Annotated in this window: 19 protein-coding genes; 7 read left to right on the forward strand and 12 right to left on the reverse strand. The window is 70.4% G+C overall.

Going from position 1 to position 22,181, the window contains the following annotated elements; all coding sequences use genetic code 11:
• Positions 1 to 216 precede the first annotated feature (216 nt).
• Positions 217 to 3,819 carry a hypothetical protein gene (locus tag JHN45_RS54405; protein WP_307783154.1) on the reverse strand — a complete coding sequence of 1,201 codons (3,603 nt, stop codon included), beginning with the start codon at positions 3,817 to 3,819 and terminating at the stop codon, positions 217 to 219.
• A complete protein-coding gene (locus JHN45_RS53070) occupies positions 3,816 to 3,992 on the reverse strand; it encodes a hypothetical protein (protein ID WP_236583902.1) in 177 nt (58 codons plus the stop codon). Before JHN45_RS53070 ends, JHN45_RS54405 begins: the two co-directional genes overlap by 4 nt.
• Before the next feature lie 148 nt (positions 3,993 to 4,140).
• Here JHN45_RS53070 and JHN45_RS21265 point away from each other — a divergent pair, with 148 nt between their 5' ends.
• Together JHN45_RS21265 and JHN45_RS21270 are read left to right on the forward strand one after the other, a co-directional pair.
• A complete protein-coding gene (locus JHN45_RS21265; RefSeq protein WP_201050059.1) occupies positions 4,141 to 4,608 on the forward strand; it encodes an RICIN domain-containing protein in 468 nt (155 codons plus the stop codon).
• Positions 4,609 to 4,850: 242 nt separating this feature from the next.
• Complete coding sequence (locus JHN45_RS21270) at positions 4,851 to 5,612, forward strand: class I SAM-dependent methyltransferase (protein ID WP_200712265.1); 762 nt, start codon at positions 4,851 to 4,853, stop codon at positions 5,610 to 5,612.
• A gap of 15 nt (positions 5,613 to 5,627) precedes the next feature.
• On the opposite strand, the gene JHN45_RS21275 is transcribed toward JHN45_RS21270, so the two are convergent.
• From JHN45_RS21275 to JHN45_RS21320, 10 genes are all read right to left on the reverse strand, one after another.
• Positions 5,628 to 6,770 (reverse strand): hypothetical protein, encoded by a 1,143-nt coding sequence (locus JHN45_RS21275; protein ID WP_201050060.1) that lies wholly within the window; start codon positions 6,768 to 6,770, stop codon positions 5,628 to 5,630.
• On the reverse strand, positions 6,767 to 8,206 hold the full coding sequence (locus JHN45_RS21280; protein WP_201050061.1) for a hypothetical protein: 1,440 nt from the start codon (positions 8,204 to 8,206) through the stop codon (positions 6,767 to 6,769). Before JHN45_RS21280 ends, JHN45_RS21275 begins: the two co-directional genes overlap by 4 nt.
• 405 nt (positions 8,207 to 8,611) lie before the next feature.
• A complete protein-coding gene (locus JHN45_RS21285; protein WP_236583903.1) occupies positions 8,612 to 9,094 on the reverse strand; it encodes a DUF6518 family protein in 483 nt (160 codons plus the stop codon).
• Between the two features lie 136 nt (positions 9,095 to 9,230).
• Complete coding sequence (locus JHN45_RS21290) at positions 9,231 to 11,024, reverse strand: RICIN domain-containing protein (RefSeq protein ID WP_201050062.1); 1,794 nt, start codon at positions 11,022 to 11,024, stop codon at positions 9,231 to 9,233.
• 129 nt (positions 11,025 to 11,153) lie between these two features.
• Positions 11,154 to 12,908: an amylo-alpha-1,6-glucosidase gene (locus tag JHN45_RS21295; protein ID WP_201050063.1), complete on the reverse strand. Its 1,755-nt coding sequence runs from the start codon at positions 12,906 to 12,908 to the stop codon at positions 11,154 to 11,156.
• Positions 12,909 to 12,962: 54 nt separating this feature from the next.
• A complete protein-coding gene (locus JHN45_RS21300) occupies positions 12,963 to 13,802 on the reverse strand; it encodes a carbohydrate ABC transporter permease (RefSeq protein ID WP_236583905.1) in 840 nt (279 codons plus the stop codon).
• Positions 13,799 to 14,770, reverse strand: coding sequence for a carbohydrate ABC transporter permease (locus JHN45_RS21305; protein WP_201050064.1), 972 nt, complete (start codon positions 14,768 to 14,770; stop codon positions 13,799 to 13,801). Before JHN45_RS21305 ends, JHN45_RS21300 begins: the two co-directional genes overlap by 4 nt.
• Positions 14,771 to 14,790: 20 nt before the next feature.
• Positions 14,791 to 16,038 carry an extracellular solute-binding protein gene (locus tag JHN45_RS21310; RefSeq protein WP_201050065.1) on the reverse strand — a complete coding sequence of 416 codons (1,248 nt, stop codon included), beginning with the start codon at positions 16,036 to 16,038 and terminating at the stop codon, positions 14,791 to 14,793.
• A gap of 134 nt (positions 16,039 to 16,172) precedes the next feature.
• A complete protein-coding gene (locus JHN45_RS21315; protein WP_200712257.1) occupies positions 16,173 to 17,204 on the reverse strand; it encodes a LacI family DNA-binding transcriptional regulator in 1,032 nt (343 codons plus the stop codon).
• Between the two features lie 306 nt (positions 17,205 to 17,510).
• Positions 17,511 to 17,933, reverse strand: coding sequence for a secondary thiamine-phosphate synthase enzyme YjbQ (locus tag JHN45_RS21320; protein WP_201050066.1), 423 nt, complete (start codon positions 17,931 to 17,933; stop codon positions 17,511 to 17,513).
• Positions 17,934 to 18,055: 122 nt separating this feature from the next.
• On the opposite strand from JHN45_RS21320, the gene JHN45_RS54725 reads away from it, so the two are divergent.
• From JHN45_RS54725 to JHN45_RS21340, 5 genes are all read left to right on the forward strand, one after another.
• Positions 18,056 to 18,139, forward strand: a complete 84-nt coding sequence (locus JHN45_RS54725; RefSeq protein WP_315986669.1) for a putative leader peptide — start codon at positions 18,056 to 18,058, stop codon at positions 18,137 to 18,139.
• A 127-nt stretch (positions 18,140 to 18,266) separates the two neighbouring features.
• A complete protein-coding gene (locus tag JHN45_RS21325) occupies positions 18,267 to 19,172 on the forward strand; it encodes an ABC transporter permease (protein ID WP_201050067.1) in 906 nt (301 codons plus the stop codon).
• On the forward strand, positions 19,145 to 19,897 hold the full coding sequence (locus tag JHN45_RS21330) for an ABC transporter ATP-binding protein (RefSeq protein ID WP_201050068.1): 753 nt from the start codon (positions 19,145 to 19,147) through the stop codon (positions 19,895 to 19,897). The genes JHN45_RS21325 and JHN45_RS21330 overlap by 28 nt, the downstream gene beginning before the upstream one ends.
• A 79-nt stretch (positions 19,898 to 19,976) precedes the next feature.
• A complete protein-coding gene (locus JHN45_RS21335; protein WP_201050069.1) occupies positions 19,977 to 21,002 on the forward strand; it encodes an ABC transporter substrate-binding protein in 1,026 nt (341 codons plus the stop codon).
• Between the two features lies 1 nt (position 21,003).
• Positions 21,004 to 22,146 carry an LLM class flavin-dependent oxidoreductase gene (locus tag JHN45_RS21340; protein WP_201050070.1) on the forward strand — a complete coding sequence of 381 codons (1,143 nt, stop codon included), beginning with the start codon at positions 21,004 to 21,006 and terminating at the stop codon, positions 22,144 to 22,146.
• The last annotated feature ends 35 nt before the right edge of the window (positions 22,147 to 22,181 follow it).

Raw genomic sequence — 22,181 nt, forward strand, 5'->3', positions numbered from 1 at the left:
ACGTCATTGGGAAGTCTCCTCAGGGTTGGGAGCGCTCTCCCCGGGTTGTAACCGCGCCGCTGCCCGACGTCAACAACTGAAGCCAAACTCACGGCAGTTCGGGTTGACTCCAGGCATCGCCGCGGTATTCCGTTCAGGATCCGACCGTACGACACACCTCGACTCGGCTCTTTCTTCCAGTACTTGACGCGTCTGGTATGGACCTTAGAGGTGAAGTCATGTGGTGGAACAGGGTGGTTCGAAGTCCGTCGCCGTGAAGTACCTCGCCCATTCGGCTCTGGTGATCCGTGGGTACGCGGTGTCGCAGACGCGGGCGGCGACGCTGTCCGGGTCGGTGTTCCACAGCCGGATCGTGAAGTCGTTGCCGCCGGTGGCCAGGGTGTCGGCGTGCGGGCCGAACGCCACGGCCGGCACCGGGTTCGTATGGCCGCCGAGGACGACGGGAGCGGTCGTACCGTCCACGTGCCACAGCAGGGCCTTGGCGTCGGCGGCGCCGGCGACCAGTCGGCGGCCGTCCGGGGAGAAGGCCAGCGCGTAGAGCCAGGAGCCGTACGCCCGTAGCCGCTTCACCTTCGGCGGGTGGCCGAGGTCGCCGATGTCGATCAGCCAGACCGTTCGGTCGGGCCGGTGGATCGCGGCCAGGCTCCGGTTGTCGGGGCTGAACATGCCGCCGGTGAGCGGCTCGGACCGCAGTGGGGACGGGAGTTCGCGGGGGTGGCGCGGCTCACCGATGTCCCAGAACCGCAGGGAGCCGATGGTGCCCGTGCTCGTCACCAGTGTGCGGCCGTCCGGGCGGACGGACGCCATGGTGACATCCGGTCCGCCTTCGGCGAGGCGGCTCAGTTGCCGGGGACGGCCGGGGTCGGTCAGGTCCCACAGGCCGGCCCCGTGCTGCGCCCAGACGGCCAGCAAGTGGCCGCCGGGGGCGAAGGCCGCCCCCGCGACCTCGCCGGCGCCGCAGGGGACGACCGATCTGAGCCGGGGTCTGCGCGGGTCGGTCACGTCCCAGACGCGGACGGTGGTGTCCTCGCTCGCGGTGACGAGCGTGCGCCCGTCCGGGCTGAAGGCCACGGACCGGACGAACTTGGTGTGTCCGCGCAGGACCGCCAGCGGCCACAGGGCCCGGCCGCCGTTGACCCGCCACAGCCGTGCGGTGCCGTCCCAGCTCGCGCTGGCGAGCACATGGCCGCCGGGAGCGAACGCGAGGGAGGTGACGACGTCGTCGTGGGTCGCGAGCGACAGGTCCCGCAGGTCGAGCAGTCGGTCGGCGTCGGCGAGCACGCGGCCGTCCGGACTGAACGCGGCCTGGTAGGCCCCACCGGGAAGCGCGCTGACGCGCCGGGGACGGGCCGGTTCGGTGAGGTCCCAGAACAGGGTGGATCCGCCGACCGAGACGAGGGTGCGTCCGTCGGGGCCGAACGCCACCGACCAGACGATCGCGGTATGGCCGAGCAGGACGGTCGGTGGCCGCCGCGTCCGGGAACCGCCGTCGCCGAGGGGCCAGAGCCGTGCGGTGTGGTCCCAGCTGCCGGTCGCCACGGTCCGGCCGTCCGGGCTGAACGCCGCCGAGGTCACGGTGTCGGTGTGGCCGCGCAGCACGTCGAGTGGACGCGGAGCGGCCGGATCGGTGACGTCCCACAGCCTGGCGGTGGTGTCGCCGGTGGTCACCAGCGTGTGCCCGTCCGGGCTGAACGCCGCCGAGGTGACCGGGCCGGTGTGGCCGGTGAGGGTGGCCAGCCGTCGGGGACGGCGGGGATCCCGTACGTTCCAGAGCCGGGTCACGCCGTCGGTGTGGCCGGTGGCGACGACATCGCCGGCCGCACGGAACGCCACCCACATCGGCGCGCCCGGCTGATCAGGCAGGGTGCTCAGCGCGGCGGGCGCCCGCCGGTCCGTCACGTCCCACAGCCGCACCGACCCCTCGCCCGCCGTCGCCAGGACGCGACCGCCCTGCCCGAACGCGACCGACAGCATCCGCCAGGGCTGCCGCAGGACCGCCAGTCGGACCGGCCGGTGGGCGTCACGCACGTCCCACAGGCGGACCGTGCGGTCCCAACTCGCGGTGGCCAGCAGCGAGTTCCGGGGCGCGAAGGCGGTCGAGACCACGTCGGAGGTGTGGCCGGTGAGGCGGCTCGTGTACGGCGTGGAGAAGGTGTTCATGAACTGATCGCGGACGTCGGCCGTGGGGGCCAGCCGGTACGCGGCCAGGTTCAACTGCGCGGCCAGCGCCGGGTTCTGCTGCCGCAGCTCGGCCGCGTCCGTGGCGACCTTACGGGCGACGGCCACATTGCGCTGTCGTACGGCCGAGTTGCGTGAACCGACCGCCAGCACACCGGTGGTGACCGCGGTGAGCACCAACACGGTGAGCAGCGTGACCAGTTGACGCAGGCGGACCGTCCGCCGTCGGACCGCCGCCAACTCGCCGGCCTGCGCGTCGCTGCTCGCGTCGAGGAAACTCCGTTCCCTGCACGTCAGTCGGCCGGCGTCCGCGGCGACCAGGTCCAGCGCGGCGGACAGGCGGGCCCCTCGCCACAGGGCGTGCGGATCGCGGCCGTGCGCCTCCCAGCCGGCGGTCGCCTCGGTGAGTTGGCGGTGCAGGAGCAGCCGCTCCCGGTCCTCGGTCAGCCAGCCGCGCAGCCTCGGCCAGCACCGGATGATCGCCTCGTGGGTGATCTCGACATACCGCTCGTCCAGGGTCACCAGCCGCTGCCCGGCGAGGGATTCGAGCACGAAGGCGGTGTCGGGGCCCGGGTCCAGTTCGTCCGGGGTGATACGGCGCCGGGTGTCCTCGGTGCCGTCGCCCAGCGCGGTCAGCCGCAGGAACAGGGATCGGGCGAGATCCTGCCGCAGCGGCGACAGCGCCCGGTAGGCGGTCTCGGCGGTCTGCGCGAGCGCGTGCTGGATGCCGCCGGCCGCGAGGTATCCGTCGAGGGTGAGGCGGCTGCCGCTGCGGCGGCGCCAGGTCTCCACCATCGCGTGCGAGACCAGGGGCAGCGCGCCCGGCTGACCGGTCGCGTCCGCGACGACAGCCGCGAGCAGCGGGCCGGTCACCGTGCAGCCGGCGAGCCTGGCGGGCCGGGTGATGGCCTCGCGCAGCTCCTGGCTGCTCATCGGGCCGACGGCGAGTTGCGCGTCGCGCATGGCCTCGACCAGCCGGGGATCCTGGACGCAGTGGCCGTAGAAGTCGGCGCGCACGCCGAGCACCACCCGGGTCCGGCTGGTCGGCGCGGTGGTGGCGGTGGTCAACAGGGCGATGAACGCGTCGCGTTCGGCCCGGTCCCGGCAGAGGGTGAAGACCTCCTCGAACTGGTCGGCCACGATCAGGGTGTCGATGTCCGGTGCGCGGTCGACGGTGGCCTGCCGGATGCGCAGGTGCAGCGCCTCGGGGTCGTCGCGCAGTTCGGTGAGGAGCGTGCCGGGTGCCTCGCCCGTCAGCGCGGCCAGGCGGACGGCGCACTCCTCCAGGGGGTGGGGGCCCGGCGTGAGGAGCAGCACCGGCCGGCCCGAGGCCCGCGCGCGAGCGACGAGTCCCGCCCGCAGCAGCGAGGACTTCCCCGATCCGGAGGGCCCGAAGACCGTGAGGAACCGGCGGTCTCGTACACGCGCGAGGACTTCTTCGGTCAGCCGCTCGCGCCCGAAGAACCGGTCGGCGTCCTCCGGTTGGAACGCGGACAGCCCGGCGTACGGCGTGCTCGGTCCGCGGTCCTCGCGGGGCTCGCCGCCCTTCGCGCTCGCGGCGAGCTCGGCGGCGACGGCATGCCAGCGGGACTCCCACGCACGGCGCTCGCCCTGGCACGCCTCGACATAGGCGAGCGTCACGCCCAGGCTCGGGAACGTGCGTCCGCCGGCCGCGTCGTGGACGAGTAGTGCGCCTGCTTGGCCATCGTCCGGTACGGCGGTCCGCCCGCCTTCTCACGCAGTCTCCGCAGGTCGGCCGCGAAGCACGTCAGTGGACCGCCGTCCAGGTCAAGCGGCCGTTCGGCGCGTGGCATGCCGTTCCCCTCCCGAGGCCTTCCGGGGCGCCGACGGGCCCCGGTTGTCCGGCCGTTGATGTCCGGCGTCGACGGCCCGGCGCCGGACAACGCGCGACGGATAGCCATGGTTCAGCGCAACCGCGCACCGACCTCGCGGAGGAACAACATGAAGGCCACGAAACGACTGGTACCGCTCCTGGCAGCGATCGGGCTCGCGATCGGCGGTGCCTTGACGGCCCCGCCGGCCCACGCCGCGGCACCCATGCTCACGTCCCACCTGGACGAGCGGTGCGCCGACATCTTCATGTTCCACAACGAGAACGGCGCCTCCACCGTGACGTGGGACTGCACCGGCAACACCAACCAGCAGTGGCGCTGGGACGGCGAGCAGATCCGTTCGAGCATGAACGGCAAGTGTTTGGAGATCTACGGTTCCAATCCCGGTGACCAGGCGTCGGTGGACCTCTGGGACTGCAACGGCGGCAGCAACCAGAAGTGGTACTGGAGCGGCAGCGAGCTCCGCAGCCGGATGAACGGAAAGTGCCTCGACATCCTGGCGGGCCGCTCCGGCAACGGCCAGCTCCTGGTGATGTGGAGCTGCAACGGAGCGAAGAGCCAGAGCTGGAGCCTCTGAACGGCGGCCCGGCCCGGCACCCCAGGTGCGGGGCCGGGCCACGGTCGTTCGCGCACGGCGCGCACGTCGATCGCACACGGGTCGAGAGTCGCGTACCGCGCAGGGGGTGCGGTGGCGAACGGCGAGCTGTCACTCGAAGAGGTCACGAGCCCGTGCCCGTGGCTGTCCGCCGTCGGCGTTCCCTCGGGGCTAGTGTCTGTCGGGTGAGCACAGACGATGCGAACCGGCGGTGGACACGGTCCATGCCCGATGCCTACGAACGTCACCTGGTGCCGGTCTTCTTCCGGCCCTTCGCCCTCGACCTGGCCGCCAGGGCGGCAGCGCTGCGGCCCCGTACGGTCCTGGAACTCGCCGCCGGAACCGGGGCACTGACCTCGGCCCTGCTCACCGCGGTGCCCACGGCCTCGGTGGTGGCGACCGACCTCAACGAAGCGATGGTCATCGCGGGCTCGGCACGGGAACCGCGCGCGCACTGGCGCAAGGCGGACGCCCAGGATCTGCCCTTCCTGGACGGCAGTTTCGACCTCGTGGTGTGCCAGTTCGGGGTGATGTTCTTCCCCGACCGGCCCGCCGCCTACGCCGAGGTGCGCCGGGTCCTGGCCCCGCGGGGACGGTTCCTGTTCAACAGCTGGGGCCCGCTGGCCTCGCACGGATTCGGGGCCGCCTTCCAGACCGCCCTGGAGCAGTCCATGCCCGACGGGGCGCCCCCGTTCCTGAAGGACGTGCCCCACGGCTACGCCGACCCGGCCGTCGTCACCGCGGACCTCACGGCCGCCGGACTCACCCTGGCCGCCGCCGAGGAGGTCACGCTGGAAGGCGTGGCGGAGTCCGCGGCCTCCGTCGCCACCGGCTTCCTCACCGGCACACCGGTGAGCGCCGCCGTGGAGGCCCGCGAGGACGCGCAGGCCCTTCAGGCCGCCGTCACGCGGAAGATGACGGACCGGCTCGGCACCGGCCGTGTGACCGCGCCGATGACGGCGACCGTCTATACGGCGCACCGGTAGGCATGGCCCTCCCCATCAGGTTCGTCGCTGTTTGCGGTATCCGTCCAGGACGTCCTGGCGGAGCAGGAAGCCGAAGCCTGCGGAGTCCAGCCGCAGCCCCAACTGGTCGTCGCTGAGGCCGAGTTCGGCCGCGGTGTCCGCCAGGTGCCAGTCATGGGCGGCGAGCCTGCTGAGGAGGTGTCCGCGGCGGACCTGGCTCTCCGACAGCCGAAACGTCTTGAGGTAGGCGATCCGGCCGCTGTCGTCGGTGATGGCCTCGCCGATGTGGTTGCCCTGCTTGGGGCGGAACTGCGGCAGGAAGCGCGCGAGGGTGAAACGCCCCATCCGGTGGACCGACTGCCAGGTGAGCTCCTGCTTCAGCAGTTCCGTCGCCATGGTGGTGTCGTGGAACTGCGCCCAGGAGTCCTCCTGTTCGGCGACAGCGGTGCGCAGTTGGGCCAGGGAGCGGATCTCCGTGTCGGGGACGCGGGCTCGGAAGTCCTGGACCGGCGGCATCAACAGCGCGTAGTGGTGGATCAGTTCGCCGTACAGGTCCTGGAGGAGCGAGGCGTGCAGCGCCCGGTAGTCGTCGGGATGCGGGACCACGAACGCGGCCGCCAACGCGTCCGAGACATAGACCAGCACGCCGCACTGGCCGGGGTGGATCTCGAAGACGCGCAACGCGTCGGCGAGGCCGCGCACTTCGGCGCCCGCGTAGGCCTCCTCGACGCGCGGGGACAGTCCTTGGCGGATCGCGCGCTGGGACCATTCCTCCCAGGCGATCGAGGGGCCGCCGAAGTGCAGTGCCAGGTAGCCCTCCAGGGCGAGGTGCATGGGGAGGAACCGCAGCCGGTCCTTGGCCTGGCGGCGGGCCATTCGGCGATGGATGCGCAGGCCCATCGTGGCGGTGGGCACCGAGTCGCCGTCGGCGGAGAGCTGGGTGCCGTAGGCGGCTGCCGGTGTGCCGTCTCCGGTCCAGGTGGCGACGAAGCCGTGCGGGACGTAGGAGATGTAGGCCTGTCGCGGGCCGACCTCGACGAGGCCGACCGCGTCGCTGTAGAGCCGTGCGTGCAGACGGAGGTCCACTACGGGCTCGTCGCGGACGAGCGGTACGAGGCGGACGCCGCCCCAGATCTGGGAGGGGCGGGTGGTCAGGCCGGTGAGGTCGAGTGTGGTCATCGCGCCGGCTCCTGGTGGGTGGCGTCGAGCATGCGGGTGGCCCGGGTGTCGAGGTAGGTGATGAGTTCGGCCAACCCGGTGCGGCCTTCGGCGAACTGGGCGAGTTCCACGAGTGCGGGAAGGTCCTCGGCGTCGCGGACACCGGCGGTGGGCACGGTCGGGGACAGTCGGCGTACGTCGAAGTCGGCCGCGTCGTAGACCGGGTTGAGGTGCACGATGCTGGTGCGGCGCTCGGGGTCGAGCCGGGTCCTGAAGACGCGCAGCACCTCACCGGCCAGGCCGGGAGGCGCGTTGTCCCAGCCGTCGGAGACGATCACCAGTCGGGACGGCGCGGTGTCGAGCGCGTCCAGGATCCGGCGGCCCAGGGGCGTCGGCCCGTACGGACGGGCCAGCAGCGCGTCGGTCCGCCCGGATGTCCAGAGTGGGGTGTAGTCGTCGGCGAGGGCCGCGAGCAGGTGGTGGCAGGCCAGGGCGACGGCCAGTGGCCGACGTCGCTTGTGGACCGAGCCGAAGGTGGAGAAGCTGTCGTCCAGTACGGCGGTGACCTTGCCCCAGCTCCCCCGGTGCGGTCCGGCGACGCGCCCGGCCGCCGATTCCAGGGCATGGGTCAACTCGGCGCGCCGGCGCACACGTTCCTCGACCGGCAGCGAGAGCACATAGGTCGCCAACCGGGTCAGCGGCATCCTGGCGAGGTCGACCGGTGTCCCGGTGGCGCCGATCCGCTGCGCGGAGTCCCGCAGCCGCAGGGTCTCCAGGCGGGTCATCCGCGGGGCTATGCGCTCCAGGAACACCTTCCGGGGGATGTCGTGCCGTGCGGCGAAGCCCTCGGCGGCGGTGTAGGGCAGCTCGTACAGCGCTCCCTGCTCGTAGTGGGCACGGCGCCAGGCCTCCAGGAGCGGTGTCTCGTAGTGCTTGCGGGTGTGCGGCGCGAAGACGAACGCCCCCAACTCCTCGGTGGCGGGGGCGAGATGGGCGTGGCGGAGGGCTCGCTTGAGGCCGCCGCGGTACTTCACGGCGTCGAACGCCGCATCCGGGCGCGCGGCCAGCCAGTCGCGCATGATGGCGCGACTGCGACGGTTGTTGACCCGGGCCCGGCGCAGGGCGTCGAACAGTCCGTACACGCGCTGCGGCGGCAGGGTCGTCAGCCGGCCCGCGATCAGCCGGCCCTCGCTGCGCCGCTGGTCGGCGGTGGCCTCACCGGCCGTCTCCAGCAGGTGCCGGATGACCAGGACAGCGTTGTGGTCGTTGATGTCGAGTGCGAGAACCCCGGCGTACAGGTCCCGGTAGTTCCCCAGCATGTACGCGTGGAGGAAGTCCAGGGACAGTCGCTGCTCGCCCGCGTCGCTGTGGAACTCGCGCTGGCCGGTGGAGGTGATCGCCGCGTTGACGAAGAGCAGGACGTCGTCGGCCGCGATGAGGTCCCTGTACGAATCCATCCGACTCTTCCCCCGTCGTCCCCCATGGGTGTGGACGCCGGCCGGGGAATGGGGGCACGAGCTGCGAATCATTGCTTCATAGGCAGGTTCCGGAAGTCGCGCCGGAGTCCCGCGGCCGGCCCCAGGACCGTAACAGAGCAGGCCACAAGCCCTCCACCGACTTTGGGCGCGCGTCGACGCGACCGAAGTCGGTGGGCGGTGCGGACAACGCCGGGCTGGAGTCGCGCGCCGACGTCTCCGTCCGCCGGATTCACACTGAGCCGAGCAGGCCGTTGAGGATGCCGTCCTCGGCGAGGTAGAAGGCGAGACCACCGACGGGAGCGAGCACGGCGCACAGCCAGTGGCGGCGCACCCCGGAGCGCGCCAGACAGACGGTCAGGACAACGGTGATCAGCGCTCCGACGGTCAGAAAGACGGCCGCCTCTCCCCAGTAGTGGAGCGCCAGCCCCAGCCAGAGCGCTCCCCCAGAACCACCATCGGTATGGCCGCCCCGGCCACGGCCCGTACATCCCCCTGTCCACGGCGCACCGTCCAGCCGGCCCATGCCAGGAGCGGTCCTCCGGCCACGCCGGCCACCGACCACACCGCGGCGGTTCCGAGCCCTCCGGCTCCGAAGGTGTCCCCGAGCGCGGACGCCCCGTAGTAGCCGCCGCAGGTGGCGAGCATCATCAACGCACCGCCCCAGACGGCGAGTTGCCGGGCGCGGATCAGCGCACCGGCCACCGCGGTCCAGATGATCCAGGTGGACACCGAGTTGGTCGCCCGCTCCAGCAGGGGTGACGACCCGTGCAGGTCGTACGTGGCCCAGCCGAGCAGCAGCCCGAAGCCCACGGTCGCAGCGAGGACGGTGGCAGGGGCGTCGCGTCGGGACGCGGTTGTGGTAGCCATGCCCGCGTACTATACACATGACGTATACGCTCGATGTATAGCCGTCGGCGTCCCGATGCGCAGCACGATCCGTTCCGGGCGAGCGATGTGGAGGGGCATGTGAGCTGCCCCTCCACATCGTCGTACGTGACAGCGGTCAGCTCTTGCCGAGCAGTCGCCAGATCTGGTTCTTCTTGGTGCTCAGTACGCTCGCCGCGTCGCAGGTCCACTGGTGGACCAGCGCACCGGCGGTGGTCGAGACGCCGGTGACGTCGACGCACTTGCCGCTGTGGACGGCGACCAGCTGGTAGTCGTGGCTGTTGCCGAGCGCGGTGACGGGGTTGAGGGTGAACTGCTGGTTGGTGGCGCCGTTGCAGGTGTACTGGATGACGGCGGCGCCGTCGGCGGTCGACGCGCCCGAGACGTCGAGGCACTTGCCGCTCAACTCGTTGACGACCGTGTAGGTGTTGGCCGTACCGGCGACCGGCTTGAGGTCGAGCATCTGCTGGTAGCCGCCCTCGCAGTAGTACTGCTGGTACTGCGTGCCGTTGGCGGTACTGACCCCTGTGTCGTCCAGGCACTGGCCACTGTTCTGGCTGACGGCGACCGTGGAGACGGTGGTGTTGGACGGGGGCAGCAGGGTGACGGTGTAGCCGTCCTTGGCGTTCGTCCAAGGGAGGCTCACCGAGGCGGAGTTGCCGCTGACCGTGAGGGTGGTGTCGGCGATGGTCTCCGGGCCGGTGACGGCGGCCCCGCTGTTGTACGGGATGCGCTGAACGACGGCGCGGACCTGGCTGTTCGCCACGACGGACGTGGTGTTGAGCCCGGTCAGATTGACGGTGACGGTCCCGGTGTTGCCGCTGCTGCCGAGCAACACCTTTGCGTTTCCTGCCGAGTTGTCCTTGGTGGCCAGACCGTCAGCACCCGTGCCGGCGGTGAGCTTGACGATGTTGCCGGTCTGCGAGCCGTAGTAGCGGTACATGAACCACTCGCCCAGCGGCAGGTATTGGCCCGCGCTGTTCTTGGTGAGGAGGTTGGCCTCGTTGTCGTGCAGTGCGGTGCCGGAGGCCCAGTTGCCGCGCAGGCCGTCGGCGCCGGCACGTTCCAGGCGGCCGATGAACCAGGCGCCGCCGCCCGGTGACTGCATGGACAGGGTGGCGTACTCGTTGATCTGGTAGGCGCGGGTGTTGGTCAACCCGGCTGCCGCGAGGGTGGAGTTGGCGCGGCCGACGTCGGTGGCGGGGTCGCCGGGTTCGTCGTGCCAGCTGTAGATGTCGGGGGCGACGTTGTTCGCCTTGACGTAGGTCAGGTACGTCGTCCACCAGCTGTTGGAGGAGTTGGGCTGGCCCGCGATGCTCGGGCCGACGATGAGCTGGGCGGGGAAGGCGGCGCGCACCTTGGCGTAGAAGCGCGACCACATCGCGAGGTACTGGCTCTGCGAGGCGCCCCAGAAGCCGCTGCCGTCGGGCTCGTTCCACAGGTCCCACTGGACCGTCATGTTGTTGGTCTTGACGTCACTGATGAGCTGGGTGACGAAGGCGTCGAACTGCGTCCAGTCGCCGTTGTCGCCGGGCCAGCCCTGACTGGTGGTGCCGTCGGCGCCCCACAGGTCGTGCGGGAGCAGGACGAAGGTGCCGCCGAGGGCTGCGGTTCGCTTGTACTGGGCGAGAGTCGAGGCCCATCGGGTCTGGTAGTCGGCGAGGCTGGTGGCGTAGCCGCCGCTGTTGAGCTGGGCGCCGCCGGCCCGCATGAAGTGCCACTTGATGTCGGTGAAGAAGTGGTCCTGCGGCAGCGAGCCGTCCGGGGTCATCCCGTAGATCATCCCGGAGGCGTGGTACGTGGGGGCGCCCCCGGCGGTGGCGAAGTCGACGGTGACGGAGGTGTCGGCGGCGTGGGCCGTGGTCGCGGGGAGCGTGAGGGCGGCGAACGAGGCGAGGATCGCCGCGGCCACGGCGGTCCTGCGGCCTCTCGGGACGGGTGGTCTGCCGGTGCGTCCGGCTGGGGAAAGGAAGCGAGATATGCGCATGTGCGGGTCTCCCGAAGGGGGAACTTCCTGGGCGCGGCTCGCCCAGGGGGTCTGTCAGCCGACGGCCTCCGTGGCCTCGGCGCGCCTCAGCTCGTGGGCCTCGGCGAGGAGCAGATAACTGCTGGCGGTCCAGGTGTAGGCGCGGTCGCGCAGGCCCGCGCCGGTGAGGGCGTCGAAGTTCTCGGCGAAACCTGAGGTCTCGCACAGCGCCCGGAATCGGTCGCTGATCTCGTCGGCGAGACGGTCGTGTCCTGCGCGGCGCAGGCCGTCCTCGATCAGGACGGTGGACGGGGCCCAGATCGGGCCGCGCCAGTAGCCGTCGGCCAAGTAGTGCGGTGAGGTGGGCAGTTCGGTGGCGAGGCCGTGCGCGGTGAGGTGGGCCTCGATGCGTTCGGCCAGCGCGTCGCCGATGTGCTCGGGCAGGTGCTCGCCGAGCACGACGGGCATCAGGTCGAGCAGGCTGGAGCTGGTCCAGGTGACCCCGCCGTGTGCCGACCGGGCGACGAACCGGTCTCCGGTCCACAGCTCGTCGAACAGCGCCGCCTGCGTCGCGTCCGCCGTCCGCGTCCACTTGCGCCTGTCGTCCGGGAGTCCCAACTCGTCGGCCAGTACGGCGAGTTCGCGCAGCTGGAGGATGAGGAAGGCGGCCAGGTCGGCGCTGACGATCACGCGCTCGGGGTCGAAGGTGGTGGCGTTGTCCCAGCCGCTGTCGTTGCCGTGCTGGTAGTGCGGGAGGGCGGACCCCGGTGCGCGTCGCATGGTGAGCCAGAAGTCCGTCCAGCGGGCGAGTCGGTCGTAGACCTCGGTCAACTCTGCCTCGGCGAGCGGCTCTTGCAGTCGTCGGCGCAGGCGGCCCAGTGCCCAGCCGTGGATGGGGGGCTTGACGAAGTTGTAGAGGATCTCGGAGTGGGTCACCGAGTCGGGCAGCGCGCCGGTCTCGTCCTGGTGGTCGAAGGGCAGCGAGAACTGGTCCAGGGCGAGCCCGCGTGAACCGGGCGCCAGGGCAAGGGCGTTGAAGCAGTGGTCCCAGCTCCACACCTTGTCCATCCAGTGCTTCGACATCAGCACGGCGGGCCGGGTGACAAGTCCGGCCGGGCGCACGGTCGCGGACCACAGCACGTACGCGGCGAGTTCGGCGGCCGGGGTGTCCGGCGAGCGCCAGGGCGCCACCGTGTCGGCGAAGGCCTCGAAGGAGCGCCGGACGGCGGTGACCACCTCGTCGAACGTCGCCAGGGAGGCGTACGGGGGTCGCGCCGTGTCGAGTTCTTCCACGGCGGCCTCCCAGACACCGTCGGCACCCGCGCCGATCGTGACACCACGACCGGCACGGCCCAGCGTCTGAGCACCGGCGCTGTCGGTCACGCCGCCGGACAGGACCGTGATCCGGTAGCGCCGTCCGGTCTCATAGGAGGTGAAGACGTGCGCGTCGGCCACGGGGTCGTGGAAGAAGTACGTGCCGCTGAACGGAGTCAACTCCCCTGCCGCCGCGCCGACTTGCAGCCCGAGACCAGTACCCCGCAGCCGCACGGTGTCCGGCGACTCGTAGGCGAGGTCGACGCGCCCGCCGTCACCGGTCCAGCTGAGCAGGGCCGGTGTCGCCTGCGGGTGAACCCTGGCCCTCTCCCCTGTCACCGGGTCGAGGGGGACGATGCTCAGGACGGCGTGCATGCCGTTCTGGTGCGAGACGAGATGGAGGTCCTCGGCGCGGGTCCTCTCCGCGAGCACGGGAGAGATACCGAACCAGGATCCGTACGTGCTGAACGGGATGTCGTGGACGGAGAAGGCCGGGCCGGAGCAGGCGACGGTCATGGAGGCGTGACTCGTTTCTCAACAGGGTTTCTACAGCGGAAAAATGACGTTCCGTCAGTCCTTGACGGCGCCGGCCGTCACGCCCGCGGCGACGTAGCGCTGGGCGAGGACGAGGATCACCGCGGCGGGCAGCGAGGCCACGACGGCGGTCGCCATGATGGCGTTCCACTCCTGGTTGTTGTTGCCGATGTAGTGGTAGATGCCGAGGGTGATCGGTTCGTGGGAGCCGCCGTTGGCGAGGGTGCTGGCGAAGACGAAGTCGGACCAGGACCACAGGAACGCGAACAGCGACACCGTGACGACGGCGTTGCGGCTCATGGGCAGCACGATCGACCAGAAGGTGCGCACGGGTCCGGCGCCGTCCGTCTTCGCGGCCTGGAGGAGTTCGCCGGGGATGCCGGACATGAACGCGGTGAAGATCAGCACGGCGAACGGGACGGCCAGTGTGGAGTCCGCGACGATCAGGCCCGGCACCGACTGGAGCAGGCCGAGGCTGAGGTAGATGGCGTAGAAGCCCATCGCCATGATGATGCCGGGGATCATCTGGGCGACCAGGAAGAGGAAGCTGAGGACACCGCCGCCGCGTGGGCGGAGTTTGGCGAGTGCGTAGCCCGCGGGCGCCGCCAGTGCCACGGTGACGACGACCGTGCCCAGACCGATGACGAGGCTGGTGCCGAGGTAGGGCAACTGCTGGTCCAGGACGGCTCGGTAGCCCTCCAGCGTGCCGTGCAAAGGGATCAGATCGGGCGGGCTCTTGCGCATGTCCTGGTCGCGGGTGAAGGACACGTTGAGCATCCAGTAGACCGGGAAGAGCATCACCGCGGTGAACAGGACGCCGATGGCCGTCTGCCACCACGTGCGGTCGGTACGTCGGTCGATGACGGTGCCGCTCATGACAGTGCCTGCTTCCGCTGGACCCGGACGTAGACCAGGCCGAACACCAACGCGGCGACCACCAGCAGGTTTCCTACGGCCGCTCCCGGGCCGAAGGCCGGCAGGAGGTTGCCGAAGCCGAGCTGGTAGGACCAGGTGGCGAAGGTGGTCGAGGAGTCGGCCGGGCCGCCCTTGGTCATGATCCAGATGATGTCGAAGACCTTGAGGGTGTAGACGAGGCCGAGGAGGAGGGTGATCGCGGACACCGGGCGGAGCAGGGGGAAGGTGATCCGCCAGAACCGCTGCCAGGCGTTCGCGCCGTCGAGGGCGGCGGCCTCGTGGAGGCTCGCGGGGATGGACTGGAGGCCGCTGTGGAGGACCACCAGGTTGAACGGGACGCCGATCCAGATGTTCGCGATGATGACCGAGGCCAGCGACCAGCCCGGTGCGGTAAGCCAGTTGACCGCTCCGATGCCGACAGCGTGCAGGACGGCGTTGACGACACCGGAGTCGCTGTTGAGCATCCACGACCAGGTGGACGCCGACACGATCAGCGGGAGCAGCCAGGGCACGAGGAAGAGGGCTCGCAAGGTCGCGGAGAGCCGGAAGCGCTGGTTGAAGAAGACCGCGAGGGCCAGGCCGATGGCGTACTGGAAGACCAGGCACACGGTGGTGAAGACCACGGTGTGGAGCAGGGCCGGGGCGAAGGTCGGATCGTCCAGGACCGTGCGGTAGTTGGCGAGGCCCGTGAAGGGTGCGTCGCCCTGGACGAAGGACCGGACCGTGTAGTTGCGCAGGCTCAGGTCGATGTTGCGGTAGAGGGGATAGGCGTAGAAGAGGACGAGGTAGAGGGTCACCGGGGTGAGGAAGCCCCAGGCGGCCCACTGCTGGGAGGTGGGGCGACGCCGTGCCCGGGGCGGTGCGGTGGGGGCCGTTCCGCCGTGGTGGCGCACGGGCCGCCGTTGTGGCACTTGGGTCATGTGGCTCATCAACTGGCCCTGGTCTCTGGTTACTTGACGGCCGACTGGGCGGCGGACAGCGCGTCCTTCGGCGACTTCGAGCCGCTGAGCGCGGACTGGACCGCCTTCCACAACTGCTCCGAGATCTTCGGGTACTTGGTGCCCAGGTCGTCGCTGGTGCGTCCCTTGGCCGCCTTGACCGCGTCGACCCAGGGCTTCAACTCGGCGTTCGCGGCCACCTGTTTGTCCTGGACCTCGGTGGTGGGCGCCACGTACGACAGCGTGGTGTCGGTGTCGAGGAGGTTCTCGGTACTGGTCAGGCAGGTCACGATCTTCTGTGATGTCGCGTAGCGGGCGGTCTTCCCCTGGACCGGGACAGTGACGAACTCTCCGCCGGTCGGGGCTGCCGCGCTACCGCCGTCGGCGGCGGGAACCGGGACGACCCCGTACTCGAAGCCGGCCTTCTTGGCGTTGGCGAGCTGCCAGGTGCCGTTCTCGCTGAACGCGTAGTCGCCGGTCGCGAACTCCTGCCAGCTGGTCGTCTGGGTGTTGTTGAGGACCGAGTTCGGGGCGTAGCCGTTCTTCAGCCAGCCCTGCCACAGCGTGAGCGCGGAGACCGCCTTGCCGGAGTCGAGCGCGGTCAGTTCGGCGCCCGAGCCCCAGAACCAGGGCAGGAACTGGAAGGTGCCCTCCTCCGTGCCGATCGCGGAGAACGTGATGCCCTTCTTGCCCGCCTTCTTGACCTTCGCGAGCGCGGCGGTGAGCGACTTCCAGTCCTTGACCGAGGCGATGTCGACGCCGGCCTGCTTCAGCACCGCCTTGTTGTAGTAGAGGGCGAGGGTGTTGGCGCCGATCGGCATGCCGTAGGTCTTGCCGCCTGACTGTCCGGCGGCCAGGAGGTTGGGGTTCACCTTCGAGGTGTCCAGCTTGTTGTCGGCGGTCGTGGTGAGGACGCCGGCCTCGGCCAGGGTCGACACCACCGGGTTGTCGACGATGAGCACGTCGGCGGAGTTGTCCTGCTGGGCGGCCAGCAGCGCCTTGTTCGCCAGGTCGCCGGTGTCGAACGCGGTCCGCTTGATCTTCACCCCGGCCTTCGTGCCGCAGGTGTCGAGCAGCTTCGTCCACGCGGAGGTCTTGTCGAACTGCGGGTAGGGGTCCCAGATCGTGTACGTGCCGGTGTCGGCGGCCTTGGTGCCGGTGCTGCCCGAACCGGAGGAACAGGCGGTCGCGGTGCCGGCGACGGCGAGGACCGTCACGGTCGCGGCGGTGAGGCGGAGTCGTCTGACGGAGCTGTGCATTGCGCGTTCCTTCGTTTTTGGCACGGGTGTGCCGAGGGAGGGTGACGAGGGGGGAAGCGGGCATGCCGAACAGCCACGGCGAGGGGGGAGTACGCCCGTGAACCGTGATCAGAGAGTGGTGTCGGGGGTCGAGGTCAGCGCGCCTCGGTGGAGGCCGTACCGGTACCGGGCCCCGTACTGGCGCGGAGCGAGATCGGCGGTACGAGCAGGTGGTGCCGGGGCGGTGCGTCGGGCCGGTCGATCCGTTCGACGAGGAGGTCGACGGCGTGCCGGCCCATCTCCTCCGCCGGTACGTCCGCCGCGGTGAGCTGCGGGGTCACCGTCTCCGCCCACCGGCCGGCCACGACCCCGGTGACGGAGAAGTCGCGCGGTACATGACGGCCGGCCTGGGCCAGGCCCCGGTACAGGCCGCCGAGCGCGGCCTCGTTGAGGGTGACCAGGGCCGTGGTGGCCGGGTCCTCGTGCAGGATCTGTTCCAGGCACGCCTGGCCTGACGCGGCGTCGTCCCCGCAGCAGTACGTCCGCACGGTCAGCCCGCGCTCGGCCGCGGCCTTGGTGAAGCCGTCCAGTCCGTGGTGGGCGGACTCGTATCCGGCCCGCAGCAACTGCTCGGGACGGTTGACGAAGGCGACCCTGCGGTGGCCGAGGTCCGCGAGGTGATGCACGCACGCCGCCGCCAGCGCGGTGTGGTCAAGGCCGACCCACCAGGTGCCCTCGGGATGCGCGGTGCGGCCGATGGCGACGGAGGGGAAGCCGAGGGCGGCCAGGTGATCGACCCGGTCGTCCTCCAGTCTGATCTCCATCAGGATCGCGCCGTCGACCCTCCGCTCCCCCAGCATCCGCTGGAACGAGCGGTCGCTGTCGACGCCGCTGGGTGACAGCAGCACGTCGTAGTCGTGGGCCGCGGCGGCCTCCACCACGCTGCCGATGAAGTCGAGTTGCATACCGGTGTAGTGGTTGCCGGCCGGCGGGAAGACCAGGCCGATCGTGTCGGTCCGGCCGTTGGCCAGGGCGCGCGCACTGGCATTGGGCCGGTAGCCCAGTTCGTCGATGACGCGCTGGATCTTCCGGCGGGTGTCCTCCGACACGGCACGCTTGCCGCTCAGCGCATAGGACACGGTGCTCCGCGAGACACCGGCCCGCCGGGCGATCTCACCGATGTTCACGGGCACTCCTTGGCTGGGTCGAGCTGGATCGAACCGGTTCGATGTTGCGTAGCGGCGACAGCCGGTCATCGAACCGGTTCGCGTGAAGTGAAGGTAGGAACAACCCCGGCGGCTGTCAACACCTCGCGCCGCGCTTCTCGTAACGCCCCTGGAATCCAGGGTGAGCTGACACGACTGTCTGCGTCAGAGGTATTGCCGCCGGATTTCCGCGGTGCTAGCTTCCCGGCCCAGCACTATCGAACCGGTTCGACAATGTCCGTCCGATGTCCGCGCCCGCATGGAAACCAAGGAGACCCCGGATCCACCTCACCCGAGGAAGCTCAACCGCACCTGACGGTCGGCATTGTCAATGTTGGTGTCGACCAGACACACCGACTGCCACGTCCCCAACTCCAGCCGCCCGCCCAGCACCGGCAGCGTCGCGTGCGGCGGTACGAAGGCCGGGAGGACGTGGTCGCGGCCGTGGCCGGGGCTGCCGTGGCGGTGCTGCCAGCGGTCGTCGGCGGGGAGAAGGGTGTGCAGGGCGGCGAGGAGGTCGTCGTCGCTGCCCGCGCCGGTTTCGAGGATCGCGACGCCCGCGGTGGCATGCGGGACGAAGACGTTGAGGAGGCCGTCGCGGCCGGCCGCCACCTCCCGCAGGAAGGCCTCGCAGTCGCGGGTCAGGTCCATGACCCGCTCCCTGGAGCCGGTGGCGACGTGCAGAACTCGGGTGGTGAAGGCAGCTGGCATGTTCCCATCCTGACCCATGCGTCGGGTTGCCCACCCGGTCGGCCGACCGGCCCGTGATACGAGGGGTCCAGTCCGCGAGACACCGTTGACCGTGGCACGCCATCTGACCTAGTTTCGGCCGCATGTTGCGTTCAGTTCTGCTCACCACGCGCGGTCACATCGACCTGCTGCGGGTGGCCTCCGCCGCGTGTTGTCGCGGCTGCTGACGCCTTCTTCCGCCTCACCCCCTCCCTTCCCGCACTCCGTCGCGCCCGCGCACACCGTCGTGACGCGGCGGCGTTGAGGCGTACCCCCTTCCTCACCGGACGCTCTCCCCCACTCCGTGGAGCACCCATGAGCATCAGCCATGCCCCACCCGGCTCTCCCGGGCCCGACATTTCCCGTATATCCGCCTCGAAGGCCGATCCGGACGCCCGCTCGGACGAGCCCGCGCCCCTCGAACTCCTCCCCCTCGTCCCCACCTCCTCCCGCCGCACCCGCGTCCCTCGCTGGCTGCGCCGCACCACCGGCCCGCTCGTACTGCTCGCGCTGTGGCAACTCCTCAGCAGCACAGGCGTGTTGACCTCCGACGTGCTCGCCTCGCCCGGGCGGATCGCGCACGTCGGCTGGGATCTGATCGACAACGGCTCGCTGCCCTCCGCCATGACCACCTCGCTCCAGCGCGTCGCGATCGGGCTGCTGCTCGGCACCGTCATCGGCACCGGACTCGCCCTGGTCTCCGGCCTGTTCAGGATCGGCGAGGACCTGGTCGACGCGCCCGTGCAGATGCTCCGAACCGTGCCCTTCGTGGGGCTGATCCCGCTGTTCATCATCTGGTTTGGCATCGGCGAGGCTCCGAAGGTCGCCATCATCACGCTCGGTGTGACCTTCCCGCTCTATCTCAACGTCTACGCCGGAATCCGGGGCGTGGACAGCCAGTTGATCGAGGCCGGGGAGTCGCTCGGGCTGACCCGCTGGGGGCTCGTACGGCATGTGGTCCTGCCGGGCGCACTGCCCAACGCGATGACCGGGCTGCGCTACTCCCTCGGTATCGCCTGGCTGGCGCTCGTCTTCGCCGAGCAGATCAACGCGGACGCCGGGATCGGCTTCCTCATGGTGCAGGCGCGGGACTTCCTGCAGACCGACGTGATCGTGGTCTGCCTGATCGTCTACGCCTTCCTCGGCCTGCTGGCCGACTTCGTCGTCCGAACCCTCGAAAGGCTGTTGCTGCAATGGCGACCGACGTTCACGGGCCGGTGACCGCACAGCCGGTCACCTCGCAGGCGGTGCGCGTCGAGGGGCTGACCCGCTCCTTCGACGGCCGCCCCGTCATCGACAGGCTCCAACTCGACGTACGGCAGGGCGAGTTCGTGGCGCTGCTCGGCCGCAGCGGCTGCGGCAAGTCCACGTTGCTGCGCATCCTCGCCGGGCTCGACCGGGACATCGAGGGCACCGTCCTCGTACCGCGCCGCAAGGCCGTCGCGTTCCAGGCACCCCGGCTGATGCCGTGGAAGAAGGTGTGGCGCAACGTCCTGCTCGGACTGCCCGGCAAGCCCGAACGGACCGTGGCGGAGCGGGCGTTGGCGGAGGTCGGGCTCGGGGACCACGCCGACGCCTGGCCCAAGACGCTGTCCGGCGGCGAGGCGCAGCGCGCCTCGCTGGCCCGTGCCCTGGTGCGCGAGCCCGATCTGCTGCTGCTCGACGAGCCGTTCGGCGCGCTCGACGCCCTCACCCGCATCAAGGCCCAGCGGCTGGTGGGCGAGCTGTGGCAACGGCGGGGCTGCGCCGTCCTGTTGGTGACCCACGACGTCGAGGAGGCCGTGCTGCTCGCCGACCGTGTCCTGGTGATGGACGACGGCGTCATCGCGCACGAGCAGCACATCGACCTCGACCGGCCGCGCGACATCACCGACCCCCGGTTCGCCGAACTGCGCGCCGGACTCCTGGAACGCCTCGGTGTCGACACCGCCGCCGAAGCCGCCTGAACTCCCCCACGCCTCAACCCAGTTCAACCTTGTTCAACCCAGTCGTCCAGACCAGTTACCGAGAACGGACTCCCCCCTCATGCGACGAAGCCTCGTCCCCGCCGCCCTGTTGCTCCCGCTCGCCCTCCTGCTCTCCGCCTGCGGCGGGAACTCGGCCGCCGAGACCTCGACCGGCACCGACGGCAAGGGATCGCTCACCCTCAACGTCGGTGACCAGAAAGGCGGTTCGGAGGCGGTTCTGCGGGCCGCCGGTGAACTCAAGAACCTGGACTACAAGATCAAGTGGTCCACGTTCACCTCCGGCCCGCCGCTCCTGGAGGCCGTCAACGCCAAGGCCGTCGACATCGGCGGAGTCGGCAACACCCCGCCGGTGTTCGCGGCGGGCGCCGGCTCGAAGATCAAGGTGGTGGCCGCCTGGCACGGCACGTCCGAGGGCGACGCCGTCCTCGTGCCGAAGGACTCGAAACTCACCTCGCCGCAGCAGCTCAAGGGCAAGTCCATCGCCGTGGCGCAGGGTTCGTCCGCGCACTTCCAGCTGGTCGCCTCCCTCAAGGCGGCCGGGCTCGCACTGAGCGACGTCAAGGTCAAGTACCTCCAACCGGCCGACGCGCTGGCCGCGTTCACCTCCGGCAAGATCGACGCGTGGGCGGTGTGGGACCCGTACACCTCGCAGATCCTCCAGGCCAAGCAGGGCCGCGTCCTCACCACCGGTCAGGGCGTGACCAACGGGCTCACCTTCCAGGTGGCGGCGCCCGGCGCACTGGCGGACAAGAAGAAGGCCGCCGCCATCAAGGACTACCTGGACCGGCTGCGGCGGGCCCAGACCTGGGTGTTCTCCCACCAGGAGGCGTGGGCCAAGGTGTGGTCGAAGGACACCGGGCTGCCGTACGAAGTGGCGCTGGCCTCGGTGAAGCGCACCAACTCCACCCGGGTCTCGGTCGCCGTCGACAAGCCGCTCATCGCCTCGGAGCAGCAGATCGCCGACACCTTCACCCAACTCAAGCTGATTCCACGGAAGGTGGACTTCGCCGAGTTCGTGGACACGCGCTACAACGGCAGCCTGCCGGCCTCCACCTCCGCCCCGCGCACCACGGGAGGTTCGTGACATGGGTGTGCGTCTGCACTGGTTCCTGCCGACCGGCGGCGACGGCCGTACGCTCGTCGACCGGCACGCCTACGGCCCCAACCGCGCGGGAGCGGTCCGCGGGGTGCGGCCGCCGGACATCGAGTACCTCGCCCAAATCGCCAAGGCGGCCGAGCAGTTGGGCTTCGAGGCGGTACTCACGCCGACCGGAACGTGGTGCGAGGACGCCTGGCTGACCACCGTGGCGCTCGCGCAGCACACCGAGCGGCTGAAGTTCCTGGTGGCGTTCCGGCCGGGGGTGATCTCGCCGACGCTCGCCGCGCAGATGGCGGCGACCTATCAACGCCTCACGCGCGGGCGGCTGTTGCTCAACGTCGTCACCGGCGGCGACTCGGCCGAGCAGCGACGCTTCGGCGACCATCTCGACCACGACCGGCGATACGCCCGTACCGACGAGTTCCTGTCGGTCGTACGAGGGGTGTGGCGCGGCAAGCCGTACGACTTCGACGGGGTGCACTACCAGGTCGAGGGCGGGCTGACGGCACTGCCGCCCGATCCGGTGCCGCAGGTGTTCTTCGGTGGTTCGTCGGCGGCGGCCGGGCCCGTGGCCGCCCGGCATGCGGACGTGTATCTCACCTGGGGAGAACCGCCCGCGCAGGTCAAGGAGAAGATCAACTGGATTCGCGGGCTCGCCGAGCGCGAGGGGCGGGACGTGCGGTTCGGGGTACGGCTGCACACCATCTCGCGGGACTCGTCGGCCGAGGCGTGGGCGACCGCGAACCGGCTGCTCGACGACCTCGACGCGGACACGATCGCGGCGGCGCAGACGGCGCTCGGGCGCAGTGAGTCGGTGGGGCAGCAGCGGATGCTGGCGCTGCACGGCGGTTCGCGTGCCGATCTGGAGATCCATCCGAACCTGTGGGCGGGGGTCGGTCTCGTCCGGGGCGGCGCGGGCACCGCGCTCGTGGGCAGCCATGCCGAGGTCGCCGATCTGATCGAGGAGTACCACTCGCTGGGCGTCGAGCACTTCGTGCTGTCCGGGTATCCGCACCTGGAGGAGGCGTACTGGTTCGGCGAGGGCGTGATTCCCGAGCTGGCTGCGCGCGGGCTGGTCGAGGGGCCGGCGCGGGCGGGGGTGCCGTTCCTCGTGGGCAGCGGGCGCTGAGCGCGCGGGAGGGGGTTCGGGAAGATCCACGGCCT

It is taken from the genome of Streptomyces sp. MBT53 (assembly GCF_016654115.1).
GTDB lineage: Bacteria > Actinomycetota > Actinomycetes > Streptomycetales > Streptomycetaceae > Streptomyces.

What these genes read in the sequence shown, in the direction of transcription:
- JHN45_RS53070 (WP_236583902.1), bottom strand. Translation starts at nt 3,992, where the DNA reads ATGCCACGCGCCGAACGGCCGCTTGACCTGGACGGCGGTCCACTGACG.
- JHN45_RS21265 (WP_201050059.1), top strand. Translation starts at nt 4,141, where the DNA reads ATGAAGGCCACGAAACGACTGGTACCGCTCCTGGCAGCGATCGGGCTC.
- JHN45_RS21270 (WP_200712265.1), top strand. Translation starts at nt 4,851, where the DNA reads ATGCCCGATGCCTACGAACGTCACCTGGTGCCGGTCTTCTTCCGGCCC.
- JHN45_RS21275 (WP_201050060.1), bottom strand. Translation starts at nt 6,770, where the DNA reads ATGACCACACTCGACCTCACCGGCCTGACCACCCGCCCCTCCCAGATC.
- JHN45_RS21280 (WP_201050061.1), bottom strand. Translation starts at nt 8,206, where the DNA reads ATGGATTCGTACAGGGACCTCATCGCGGCCGACGACGTCCTGCTCTTC.
- JHN45_RS21285 (WP_236583903.1), bottom strand. Translation starts at nt 9,094, where the DNA reads ATGGCTACCACAACCGCGTCCCGACGCGACGCCCCTGCCACCGTCCTC.
- JHN45_RS21295 (WP_201050063.1), bottom strand. Translation starts at nt 12,908, where the DNA reads ATGACCGTCGCCTGCTCCGGCCCGGCCTTCTCCGTCCACGACATCCCG.
- JHN45_RS21300 (WP_236583905.1), bottom strand. Translation starts at nt 13,802, where the DNA reads ATGAGCGGCACCGTCATCGACCGACGTACCGACCGCACGTGGTGGCAG.
- JHN45_RS21305 (WP_201050064.1), bottom strand. Translation starts at nt 14,770, where the DNA reads ATGAGCCACATGACCCAAGTGCCACAACGGCGGCCCGTGCGCCACCAC.
- JHN45_RS21310 (WP_201050065.1), bottom strand. Translation starts at nt 16,038, where the DNA reads ATGCACAGCTCCGTCAGACGACTCCGCCTCACCGCCGCGACCGTGACG.
- JHN45_RS21320 (WP_201050066.1), bottom strand. Translation starts at nt 17,933, where the DNA reads ATGCCAGCTGCCTTCACCACCCGAGTTCTGCACGTCGCCACCGGCTCC.
- JHN45_RS54725 (WP_315986669.1), top strand. Translation starts at nt 18,056, where the DNA reads ATGTTGCGTTCAGTTCTGCTCACCACGCGCGGTCACATCGACCTGCTG.
- JHN45_RS21325 (WP_201050067.1), top strand. Translation starts at nt 18,267, where the DNA reads ATGAGCATCAGCCATGCCCCACCCGGCTCTCCCGGGCCCGACATTTCC.
- JHN45_RS21330 (WP_201050068.1), top strand. Translation starts at nt 19,145, where the DNA reads ATGGCGACCGACGTTCACGGGCCGGTGACCGCACAGCCGGTCACCTCG.
- JHN45_RS21335 (WP_201050069.1), top strand. Translation starts at nt 19,977, where the DNA reads ATGCGACGAAGCCTCGTCCCCGCCGCCCTGTTGCTCCCGCTCGCCCTC.
- JHN45_RS21340 (WP_201050070.1), top strand. Translation starts at nt 21,004, where the DNA reads ATGGGTGTGCGTCTGCACTGGTTCCTGCCGACCGGCGGCGACGGCCGT.